This is a genomic window from Synechococcus sp. R5-12 (assembly GCF_047502655.1).
Classification (GTDB): domain Bacteria; phylum Cyanobacteriota; class Cyanobacteriia; order Thermostichales; family Thermostichaceae; genus Thermostichus.
The window spans coordinates 1-10,883 of record NZ_JANSIM010000058.1 but is presented as its reverse complement, the minus strand read 5'-3'; the positions used below and the strand labels follow the sequence as shown (position 1 = coordinate 10,883).

General features: G+C 55.6%; 9 protein-coding genes. 2 read left to right on the top strand and 7 right to left on the bottom strand.

Annotated elements, in window-relative coordinates:
• Nucleotides 1–409, top strand: a 409-nt coding sequence (locus NW843_RS03960; protein WP_414522177.1) for a DUF559 domain-containing protein, incomplete at its 5' end; no start/stop codon positions are given.
• 40 nt (nucleotides 410–449) lie between these two features.
• Here the strand turns inward: NW843_RS03960 and ispD are convergent.
• The 4 genes from ispD to NW843_RS03940 form a co-directional block, all read right to left on the bottom strand.
• On the bottom strand, nucleotides 450–1,157 hold the full coding sequence (gene ispD, locus NW843_RS03955; protein ID WP_041437650.1) for a 2-C-methyl-D-erythritol 4-phosphate cytidylyltransferase: 708 nt from the start codon (nucleotides 1,155–1,157) through the stop codon (nucleotides 450–452).
• 160 nt (nucleotides 1,158–1,317) lie between these two features.
• Nucleotides 1,318–2,730, bottom strand: coding sequence for an ammonium transporter (locus NW843_RS03950; protein ID WP_414522176.1), 1,413 nt, complete (start codon nucleotides 2,728–2,730; stop codon nucleotides 1,318–1,320).
• A 154-nt stretch (nucleotides 2,731–2,884) separates the two neighbouring features.
• A complete protein-coding gene (locus NW843_RS03945) occupies nucleotides 2,885–3,223 on the bottom strand; it encodes a P-II family nitrogen regulator (RefSeq protein WP_011430352.1) in 339 nt (112 codons plus the stop codon).
• Nucleotides 3,224–3,373: 150 nt separating this feature from the next.
• Entirely contained in the window at nucleotides 3,374–4,789 is a 1,416-nt protein-coding gene (locus tag NW843_RS03940) for an IctB family putative bicarbonate transporter (RefSeq protein WP_414522175.1), read from the bottom strand.
• A 975-nt stretch (nucleotides 4,790–5,764) separates the two neighbouring features.
• Here NW843_RS03940 and holA point away from each other — a divergent pair.
• Nucleotides 5,765–6,832: a DNA polymerase III subunit delta gene (holA, locus tag NW843_RS03935; RefSeq protein WP_414522174.1), complete on the top strand. Its 1,068-nt coding sequence runs from the start codon at nucleotides 5,765–5,767 to the stop codon at nucleotides 6,830–6,832.
• 64 nt (nucleotides 6,833–6,896) lie between these two features.
• Here holA and NW843_RS03930 read toward each other — a convergent pair whose 3' ends face one another.
• From NW843_RS03930 to NW843_RS03920, 3 genes are all read right to left on the bottom strand, one after another.
• Nucleotides 6,897–7,508, bottom strand: coding sequence for a cytochrome c oxidase subunit 3 (locus tag NW843_RS03930; RefSeq protein WP_414423961.1), 612 nt, complete (start codon nucleotides 7,506–7,508; stop codon nucleotides 6,897–6,899).
• A gap of 118 nt (nucleotides 7,509–7,626) precedes the next feature.
• Nucleotides 7,627–9,333, bottom strand: coding sequence for a cytochrome c oxidase subunit I (gene ctaD, locus NW843_RS03925; RefSeq protein WP_414388458.1), 1,707 nt, complete (start codon nucleotides 9,331–9,333; stop codon nucleotides 7,627–7,629).
• A gap of 77 nt (nucleotides 9,334–9,410) precedes the next feature.
• On the bottom strand, nucleotides 9,411–10,415 hold the full coding sequence (locus tag NW843_RS03920) for a cytochrome c oxidase subunit II (protein WP_414399827.1): 1,005 nt from the start codon (nucleotides 10,413–10,415) through the stop codon (nucleotides 9,411–9,413).
• Nucleotides 10,416–10,883: the final 468 nt, after the last annotated feature.

Here is a 10,883-nt window from a genome sequence, read left to right as displayed (position 1 = left end):
ACCCTACGGGTACAGTGCGGGGCTCCTGCGATTTCTAGCTGATATCGCAATGCAGGTATCTAGAGATGGAAAAAGATCACTCGTTTTACTCATTGACATTGAAATTGATGAGCCATGGTTTCTTGAAGGTAATCTGTGTAGGCCAGCCCATACTGTGAATGATCCTAAGCAAAGTAAGCGTGATGCTTATCTAGCGGATAGAGGCTGGGTTGTAGTTCGGTTCTCAGAACGGCAAGTTTATGAAGAAAGTGAAAAGTGCATTAATCTCATCTTTTGCTTGGTTTCAGGTGTCTTGGGTGCATTAGATTCTAAACAGCCAGACTTATCATTTTCATTTCCAACGGACCACAAGAGATGGGGTGATCAAAGTGCTCTTAGTGAACCTAGATTTCCTCCTTCCTACTTTTAATTCCCAAGGTTGAGACTGGCCCTACCGGGATTGAATTGAGCTAACGCGCTGGTCCGAGACGCTGCTGCAGGATTTGTGCGGCCAGCAACACATCCAGGGGGGTGGTTAGCTTCAGATTGGACTCCTCCCCTTCGACGATGTAGACTGGCCAACCCAGCTTCTCGAATAGGGCTGCATCATCGGTTACCTGCCAACCCTGGGCCAGAGCCTCCCGATGGGCTTGCCATAGCATCGACAGGCGAAACCCCTGCGGCGTTTGCGCTGCCCACAGCCGGCTGCGTTCTGGGGTTGACTGAATTTGGATCCCTTTTGGGCCTGCCTCAGCGACTTTAATCGTGTCCTTGACAGGGATCCCTGCGATGAGACCATCCACCTGCTGCAAAGCAGCACTACAGCGATCGAACAACTTAGGGGTAGCTAGGCAGCGGGCCCCATCGTGGATCAACACCCGCTCTACTGTTCCCAGGTTATAGAGATACTCAACCCCCCTGTAAACCGACTCCTGCCGCGTCGCCCCCCCTTGTAAAAGCTGCACCGGCGTGGACAGATCCATTGCCGCCAGGATCTGCTCGATGGCCGGCCAATCGCCGGGTTGGGAGAGAATGCCAATCCACTCGATGGAGCTGGCCTGATCCGCAGCCTGCAACGTCCAAGCCAAAATCGGCTGACCCAAGAGCGGCAGCAACAGCTTATTGACCGCAGCCCCCATTCGCTTGCCGCTGCCAGCCGCCGGGATCAGAAGGTGCATGGGATCCAAAAGTGCATCCAACCGGATCCCAGTGTACTGCTTGAGGTCAACAAGCCATAAAAGAGAGGGCCAGCCCTGACCCTCCCTTTTGATGCTCATTTGATGCTCAGTTCAGCAATGCTCCGATCCGGCAACCCCAGGTCAGACCGAGCACAACGGCTCAAGATTGCTCCGAATCGGTGGCAGCAGTAACGAAGTCGGGGTAGGCCACGTTGCCATGCTCGCCCACATCCAAACCGGCGATCTCTTCCTCGGCGCTGGTGCGCAGGCCGGTTACAGCCTTGAGGATATAGAACAGGATCAAGCAGGTAATAAAGGGCCAGAGGAAGTAGAACAGAGCGCCCACCACTTGTACCCCAAATTGGGCCCAGGTGACCTCTTCAGCATAGTTGGCATTGGCAAAGAAGGGGATCCCTGCTGCCAACACCCCCCAGATACCACAGGTGCCGTGTACCGAAATCGCGCCCACCGGGTCATCAATTTTCAGCACCGTATCCAGGATCACCACCGAAATCACCACCAGAATCCCGGCCACCGAGCCGATGATCAGAGCACCCAAAGGATGGACGCTATCGCAAGGGGCAGTGATCCCCACCAAGCCGGCCAGGACACCGTTGGCGGCAAAGGTCATATCCGGCTTGCCAAAATGAACCCAAGAGGTGAACATCGCCCCAATTGCTCCAGCCGAAGCTGCCAGCAGCGTATTCATGGCAATCCAGCCAATATCGACAGAGGCTGCAGTGGTGGAACCGGCATTAAACCCGATCCAGCCCAAGGCGAGGATAAACACCCCCAACATCCCCAGCGGCAGGTTGTGGCCGGGAATAGCCCGCGGCTCTCCATTGGGGCCGTACTTGCCAATGCGAGGGCCGAGCACAAAGGCGCCTGCCAAGGCCGCAGCGCCGCCTACCAAATGCACCACCCCCGACCCGGCGTAGTCGATGTAGCCCAGATTTTCCAGCCAGCCGGCTGTGCCGCCGTTGTAGTCGCCGAACAGCCCGTTCCAGGCCCAACCCCCAGAGATGGGGTAGATTAGCCCAGAAATAACGATGGAGTAGATCAAGTAGGCCAAGAACTTGGTGCGCTCTGCCATCGCTCCGGAAACAATGGTGGCGGCGGTAGCGGCAAACACCATCTGGAAGACAAAGAAAGTAAAGGGCCAGCCATCTGCCTCGTAAGCCTGCTGCCAGCCAAAAGCAAACCAGTCAGTGCCGAAGAAGCCAGCACTTTTGCCGAACATGAGGCCAAACCCGATGAACCAGAAGGCGCAACAGCCCATGCAGAAGTCCATCAAGTTCTTCATCATGATGTTGGCGGCATTCTTGGCGCGGGTAAAGCCCGTCTCCACCATGGCGAACCCTGCCTGCATGAAGAACACCAAGGCCGCCGACACGATCGTCCAAACAACGTCAGCGTGTTTCTGAACTTCCTCGGCCTCTTGAGCAAAGGCAGTTCCCTGGCCGAATAGAAAAACCAGCGCAGCCATTAGAGCGGCAGTCAGACTCCACTTGGCCGGTCGCCAAAGCCACTGGGGCACCTGGCTCTTGAGCTTTTGGATCATTGTCGTACTCATGCTTTTCGACTCACCTAAAGTGACAGTACTTCTCGCAACACATTACCCGAAAAGTAGGGCAAGAACACCTCATCAGATATACAGCAAAAGAGACATGAAGCAAACTCACACGAGGCTCAGGCCGGGCAACCCAAACCCTGAACGTGATTCCTTCTCATAGGGCATCTTGGTTGAGCTCGCCAGTTCGGATGCGGATGGTTTTTTCGACGGGGCTGATGAAAATCTTGCCATCCCCGATTTCGCCGGTGCGAGCCGCTGCAATCAGCTTCTCCACCACCGTATCCACCAGGTCATCTTCAACCACGATCTCCACTTTCAGCTTTTGTAGGAACTCTACCGTGTACTCGGATCCCCGATAACGCTCGGTTTGTCCCTTTTGGCGACCAAAGCCCCGCACTTCACTTACAGTCATGCCGACAATTCCGGCATTGACCAAAGCAATTTTGACCTCATCCAACTTGAATGGCCGGATTACGGCCTCGATTTTTTTCATTTGCCTCCTGCACCCCGGACAATTCCGCTAATTTCTAACACTACTGACACCTGCAAATTGTAAAAACAGATACATTTTTATCTCCTACTGAAGATGCTTACCACTCTGGATTTGCTCCCGTCAAGACCGGAAGGCCAAGCTTAAGCTACCTTAACGGGAGGAAGTCTCCGATGGGGTCTCACCAACATCCACGGGCGGCTGAGGGCTAAGAGAGGCCAAGCTGGCTGTAATGAGCGCTACCGCAAGCCACCACAGCATTTGTACCTGGGGACGATACCAGATGGTATCCACCAAGCCGTGGGCCATCATGCCGGTGCAAGCGGCCAAGCCTGCTGCCACCCACAGACCCTGGGGATCCCGCAAGTTGAGCAAAGTTTTCCAGCATCTCCAGCCGTGATCCCAGAGCACCAAGAGGAACCAGGCGAAAGTTAAAGATCCGATGAAGCCAGTCTCTACGGTGAGCTGCAGCGGCACCGAATAGGCTCCAAGGGCGCTGAAGTTGCCTCGTTGGTAGAGGGGATAGACGCGGTTAAAGGCAACATTACCGGGGCCGATCCCCAAGATGGGAAAGTCGCGGATCATCTCCAGCACCGCTGCCCAGACATTGAGGCGAAAGTTGTTGCTGGTATCCAACCGCCCCCAAAAAAGGCTCTGCACCCGCAGCCGCAGGGAGCGTACCGTCAGGATCCCGAGCAACAGAGCAGCCCCCCCTCCGCCCAACAGGGCCGGCAAGGCCCAACGCCGCCAGCGGGCTGGCAAATCGACAGAATGCCACTGTGCCAACAGCACGGCCATCAGGGTGAGCATGGCCAGCCCCCCAATCCAGGCGCCACGACTGTAGGTGAGCAACAGGCAAATCAGGTTCACCGCCGTCGTAAACCCGGCCAGGAGTTTCGCCCCCCAACTGGGCCAAATCCAAGTGGCGGCCAGCCCCAGAGGAATGACCGGGATCAAGTAGCCCCCATACAGATTTGGATTGCGCAGATAGCTGTACACCCGCGTCAGACCCGCCAAACCCGACTCCGGATCCACCCAGGTGGCCAGTTCTGCTGCCCCATAAAAGTATTGCCGCAGGCCATGGATCCCCATCACCAAGCTGACCAAAAGCAGGGATCCCACAATCCCATCTCGGAATTGGGGTTTGCGCAGCAGACGATGCAACAACAGATAACCAGCCAGGTAGAGAGTCAACTTCAGCCAGCCATCCCGTGCTGCGTAGGCAACCGGAGAGAGAATCGTTGCCAAGGTGGCAATTCCCCAGAAAAGGCCCAGGGGCAGATGCAGCGGCAGCCCAATCGGCATTTCCACCAAAGCGCACAGGCCCACCAGAGCAGCCATAGCCAGCAAAATCAGGCCCAGGATGCCGGTGGAGCTTTGTGCAGAGAAAATCCAGTAGAGCAGCACTAGCCCCAGGCCAATCCGGTCGGAAGTTTGAACCAATATGCTGCTCTTCCCCCAACTTTGCAGGGATCCCAACAGGCGGCCCAAAAGGCTCCCCTGCTGCCAAGCCTTGATGGGAAAGTCGCGCAGCAGAAAACCCTGCCACAGTTGCGTTGCTCGTTCCATAATCCTCTGGGGCGTGTTGGGCCCAAATCCCCACACCTCAAGTCATCCTACTGGTTTCACCAGCGGGACAAAGCTTTAGTCTATATCCCCAGAGGCAAAGAGACAACGAAGAAGAGCGCAACCTCTTATCGCGCCAGCCGGACAAAGTACCCCTCAACAAAAACAAAGAACCGGCTGACTCACAAGACTCTACAAGACAAAAGGCATCGAAGAATTGTCAAAGAAGAATTGTCAAAGTTGAGTTTTCGGTCTTAAGAACAAATCGCTATAGAATGCAAAGAAAGAGTAACGAGAAAAGCCACAAGAAAGATCTGTCCTAATTTCTAAGTAAGTGTTGGATCGCCGCAGTCAAAAATCCTCCTGAATTACCACAGATTAATTCTCGAAAGACTCTTCAGGCAACATAGGCTAAAGCTTGACCTTGGGATCCTCTTTTGCCCTGATTGCTGAGACTCGAAGAGATCTGATCGCCTAGGGAGGATAGACTTTTTGACTCAGATTGACCTTCCTTCGCTTTGGTTTTGTTTTGGGAATTGAGGTTGGAATAGTGAATCTGAACACGAGTGGGGCGGCCCAGCCCTAGGGCAGATCCCATGCAACGGGCTAAGATTTGCACCTTAAACTCAAACTCGCCAATGCCATCCATAATCTTTAACCCTGCAGTCTCTGCTCCTAATTCAACTGTAGGAGAAGGTCTACGAAACCTCTTCAGTGGGAATACAGAATTTTTTGGGCTGCGGAGACTTCTGGATTATGAAGTTTGTGTAAAGATGCCTTTGTTTTCGCCAGACAGGGCGAGTACTTGACCTATTCTTAAACAACTTGAGTCAAGCTGGGCTCGGTATCTTCACTTGGACTGACTCCCTCCACCAAGCTGAGCAGGGATCCCGGCCAAACCGCTTAGACAAGGGGAACTGACCTACGCAAAATGGAGGAAGTAGGGGAAAAGCATCTCGTAAATCACTCGGTCGAAGCGTGCCCGTTTACCTGTACTGGGGAGATGACACCTATCGCCTGATGCAGGCGGTGCAGCAGTTGCGCGACCAAGTGCTGGATCCCCACTGGGCTGCTTTTAACTACGATCGCCTGCCGCCGGAATCCACGGTTGCCGGGCTCAACCAAGCCATGACCCCGCCGCTGGGATCCAACGCCCGCTTGGTTTGGCTGGAAGAGACGACGCTCACCCAACATTGCCCGGAAGATCTGTGGGAAGAAGTGGAGCGAACCTTGGCCCAGTTACCCCCTACCACCCATTTGCTCTTGACCACCAGCAGCAAACCGGATGGGCGCCTGAAATCCACCAAAATCCTCAAAAAAACGGCCATTGTCCGCGAGTTTTCGCAACTGGCCCCTTGGGATGAGGAGGGCATTCTCCAGCAGGTGCAGCGGGAAGCTGAACAACGGGATCTGGCCCTCAGCCCGGCAGCCGCCCAGAAATTGGCCGAGGCGGTGGGCAATGACTCCCGTCGCTTGGCGATGGAATTGGAAAAGCTGGCCCTGTTTACGGCAGGTCAACAGGATCCCATTTCTCCTGAACAAGTCGAGGCGTTAGTTCCCGCCAGCGCCTACAACAGCTTTCAATTGGCGGGATCCCTGCGCAAAGGGAATCTGGAACAAGCCCTACGCATCTTGACCCATCTGCTGGATCACAACGAGCCGGCTCTGAAGGTTCTGGCGGTGTTGGTGGGCCAATTTCGCACCTGGCTATGGGTGCGGCTGCTGCTGGATCAGGGAGAACGGGATCCCAAGGTCATCGCCCAGAAAGCAGAAATCGGGAATCCCAATCGGGTTTACTTTCTGCAAAAAGAGGTGGGATCCCTCGAAAGCTCAGCTCTGCTAAGGGTGATGCAGCAACTTTTGCAACTGGAATACCAGCTCAAGCAAGGTCAGCCAGAGCGAGAGGTGTTTCAAGAGGCGCTGATCCAGATTGTGGCCTTTCTCCAGAAAGGCTCATCTTCCCGCAGCCGCTCTCAGACCTCAGCCGCCGCTCTTCTTGGGGAGAGGGGAACCATTGGCCCAGCGAGCCGCTCCACTGCCACTTGAGGTAACCATGGGGCAGAGCTGAAATGGCTCTACGGGTTGCTGCCAAAATGGCTTCGAGACAACCTCAGAGCAAATAGAGCAAGATAAACAACACGATCCAAACCCCATCCACAAAGTGCCAGTAGATCTCGGCAGCTTCGACGCCAAAATGATGTTGAGCGCTGTAGTGGCCGGGTTTAAAGGAGCGCCAGAGCACCGCCAAAATGAACAGCAACCCTGCCAGCACGTGAAGACCATGAAACCCCGTTAAAACATAGAAGGTGCTGGCAAACAAATTGGTGGTGAGGCCAAACTCCAGGTTGCTGTACTCATAGAGTTGCCCTGCCAGGAAAACCGCCCCCATCAGGGCTGTGAGGGCAAACCACAGTCGCAGGCCCTTGACATCATTGGCCTTGATGGCCGACCCAGCTTTGTGAATGACGAAGCTGCTGGAGAGCAAAATCACCGTGTTGATCCCAGGCAAAAGCAATTCCCGCTCTGGGGTTCCCTCCGGCGGCCACACCGGGGCGGTGAGGCTATAGGCCAGGTAGGCCATGAACAGCCCTAGGAAAAGACAGCCTTCTGCCACCAAAAACATCAAGATGCCAAAGACGCGATGATCCGGGTGCTCAGCATGGGCAGTGTGGGCCCTTGAGTGGCCAACCATCAGCGTTTCAGAGGCAAGGGATCCTTGCATATTCCTTTCCACCTAAATTCCTGAATTCCTGAGACTTCTTGAGGCTGTACAAGCAGCCCAGCCAAGACTGGAATACCCAGTGAGCAGGGGATCAGCCGCCCACCGGGCAACCGACCTGCTAGGAAGAGGTAGGCTCCGCTTCCGCCAGCGCCAGCTCCCGCAAGCTCTGCAACTGAGCAGCAAAGTAGTCCAGCGTCTCTTTGCTGTGCAAGCCGTAGTCGTAGGGGCCAGTTAGCAGAATGGGATCCCCATAAAAGTTGTGATGGGGCGGGGGAGAAGAAGTTGTCCACTCCAGTGTCAGGGCCTGCCAAGGATTATCCCCAGCTTTTGGCCCGGCCACCCAGGAGTAGATGGCGTTAACCAAAAAGGGCAGGGTGGAAATGGCCAGAACAAAGGCCCCCACCGAGCTGATCCAGTTGAGGTCGGCAAATTGGGGATCGTACTGGGCCACCCGGCGGGGCATCCCCATCAGGCCCAGCTTGTGCATCGGCAAGAAGCACATGTTAAGGCCGACAAAGGTCAACACAAAGTGCACCCGCCCCCAAAACTCGTTCAGCAGCCGCCCCGTCATCTTGGGGAACCAGTGGTAGATGCCGGCATAGATCCCAAAGACGCTGCCGCCAAACAACACGTAGTGTAGGTGGGCCACCACAAAGTAGGTGTCGTGAACGTGGATATCCAGAGGCACCGAGGCGAGGATAATCCCGCCCAAGCCGCCGATCACAAACATCGAGACAAAACCCATGCCAAACAGCATGGCCGAGCGGAAGTGGATCTTGCCGCCCCACAAAGTGGCCAGCCAGCTAAACACCTTGATCCCAGTGGGAACGGCAATGGCCATGGTGGCGATCATGAAGAACACCCGCATCCAGTCAGGGGTGCCACTGGTGAACATGTGGTGAGCCCAGACGATCAACCCCAAAAAGCAGATGGCCAAGCTGGAGTAGGCGATGGCCTTGTAGGCAAAGATGGGCTTGCGGGCATGCACCGGCAAAATCTCGGAGATCATGCCAAAGACCGGCAAGATCATGATGTAAACCGCCGGGTGGGAGTAGAACCAGAACATGTGCTGGTACACCACCGGATCCCCGCCGCCGCTGGGGTTGAAAAAGGCCGTGCCCGCCAACAGGTCAAAGCTAAGCAAAATCAATGCACCGGCCAAAACCGGTGTTGCAATGAGGGTGAGAACAGAGGCTGCCAGCATGGCCCAGCAAAACAGCGGCATGTCTTCCATCTTCATGCCGGGCATGCGCATCTTCAGAATGGTGGTGATGAAGTTCACGGCTGCCAGGATGGAAGAGGTTCCTGCCAGCAAAATGCTCAGGATCCAGAGTTCTTCCCCCACCTTGCCGCTGATCAAGCTGAGGGGGGGGTAGGAAGTCCAGCCGGCAGCCGGAGCCTCTATGAACAGGCTGGCCAAAAGCAGGATCCCTGTGGGCGGAACCAGCCAAAAGGCCACTGCATTCAGCTTGGGGAAGGCCATATCCCGCGCCCCGATCATCAGCGGTACCAGGTAGTTGCCAAAGCCCCCCACCAAAGCAGGCACGATCCACAAAAAGATCATGATCGTGGCGTGCAGGGTAAAGGCACCGTTGTACCGCTCAAAGCCGAGAAAGTCGGCCTCTGGAGTAGCCAGCTCTGCCCGTACTGCCGTCGCCAGCGCCCCTCCCACCAAGTAGAAGAAAAAGGTGGTCACCAAGTACTGGATCCCGATGACCTTGTGATCGGTGGAGAAGGTAAAGAAGCGCCACCAAGGCTCAGCAGGAAGTTCAAGTTCAACCTTCGGTGCAGTAACAGGTCTCGGATTGTCTTGTAGCTGGGTCATTGCCAAAAAGCTCCCGTGTCGCGTCGGCGGAATGGTGTTCTCAAAAGCGCAGGCCAAAGGGATGTTGGGGATCCCGGCTAGCCTGCGGAAGGAAGGGATCCAGAATGGGACTGGAGAGACTTCAAATCTGAGGGGGAGACGCCCAAACGCTGGTGGTGGACATGGGCAAAGGCAGACTCGGCCTCAGGGGAGCCTGGCCGAGGAGAGGGATGGACTGGCGAGAAATCTGAAACGAGGGCCAAGGTGCTGCCCTCGCCACGGGCGGCCAAAACTTGCTCCTGCTGCCAGCGCTCGAAGTCTTCCGGCGTATCCACAAACAATTGCCCTGCCATCACCCCATGATAGGGGCCGCACAGCTCTGCGCAGATGATGGGGTACTGCCCCAGTTGAGTGGGCACAAACTCCAGGTGGGTTTCTCGGCCCGGGATCACATCCTGCTTGAGGCGAAATTGCGGCACCCAGAAAGCATGGTTCACATCCAGAGCCGTCATATCCAAGCGCACCCGCTTGTTCAGAGGAAGGTGCAGCTCGCTGGCCACCAGGCCGGAATCCGGGTAGGTGAACATCCAAGCATATTGCATGCCCTGAACTTGAACGACCAGATCCGGCTGGCCCATCTCCTTCCCGGGTAGCACCGCAGGCGTGTAGGCGTAGCCGGGATCCCCCGCCTCAGCTTCGTGGGAAGACTCCATCGCCATGGCCGCGTGGATATGGCCGCCGACGTGAGCACCCCCGTAAACAGCTTGATAGACATCTAGGCTGGCCAAGCCCAACCAAAGAATGATCACCGCCGGCACCGCCGTCCACACGATCTCCAGCAGCACATTGCCGTGGCTGGGATCCCCGTCGCCTTTGTCGCCTCGCCGCTTGCGGTAGCGGACAATACAGTAGAGAAGTACACCCTGTACCACCAAAAAGATCCCTGTGGCAATGGTTATGGTGCTGTTAAAGAGGCTGTCGAACAAGGGGGCTGATTCGGCAGCAGATTCGGGAAGCAGATGGTGGTTTTGCCCGTACCAAAGGCTGGCAAGGGTCAGGAGGATCCCCATACCCACCAAGATGATGTTGCTAATCGCACTCACGACTGCTTTTCCCCAATACAGAGAGCATCTACCCTAGCAGACAATCCGCCCACAGCGTTTGCAGACTACGTTTTCTACTGTTGCCGTTTTTTGTTTTTGTTTACATTGCTTACAGGGCTTACAAAATTTTTGCCTATAGAGCCCGATCCGCTGTGCACGGACTTCCCACCGCTATCAAATACTAGTTCGCGGGGGAAAGAAAGTTGTGTAGACTTATGGATCTCTTCAGGATCTTCCTGGGTGAGCAGCGGCGAGACAGAGCTTTGGTTCCGAGATTTTCGGCAGACCTGTGTAAGGGCGGTACTGCACTGAAGGCCGGCTCTGGTTGAGGGCCATCTCTCCAAACAGAGGTTCTTGTTGCCCGCAGACTGAGGTAGGGTGGGATAACCCCGCAATTGGGCTGGTTTGGACAGGTTTTCTCTCTTTAACAAAGGAGGGGCGCGGGGAGCTATAAGTCCCGCGCTGTAT

What these genes read in the sequence shown, in the direction of transcription:
- ispD (WP_041437650.1), bottom strand. Translation starts at nt 1,157, where the DNA reads ATGCACCTTCTGATCCCGGCGGCTGGCAGCGGCAAGCGAATGGGGGCT.
- NW843_RS03950 (WP_414522176.1), bottom strand. Translation starts at nt 2,730, where the DNA reads ATGAGTACGACAATGATCCAAAAGCTCAAGAGCCAGGTGCCCCAGTGG.
- NW843_RS03945 (WP_011430352.1), bottom strand. Translation starts at nt 3,223, where the DNA reads ATGAAAAAAATCGAGGCCGTAATCCGGCCATTCAAGTTGGATGAGGTC.
- NW843_RS03940 (WP_414522175.1), bottom strand. Translation starts at nt 4,789, where the DNA reads ATGGAACGAGCAACGCAACTGTGGCAGGGTTTTCTGCTGCGCGACTTT.
- NW843_RS03930 (WP_414423961.1), bottom strand. Translation starts at nt 7,508, where the DNA reads ATGCAAGGATCCCTTGCCTCTGAAACGCTGATGGTTGGCCACTCAAGG.
- ctaD (WP_414388458.1), bottom strand. Translation starts at nt 9,333, where the DNA reads ATGACCCAGCTACAAGACAATCCGAGACCTGTTACTGCACCGAAGGTT.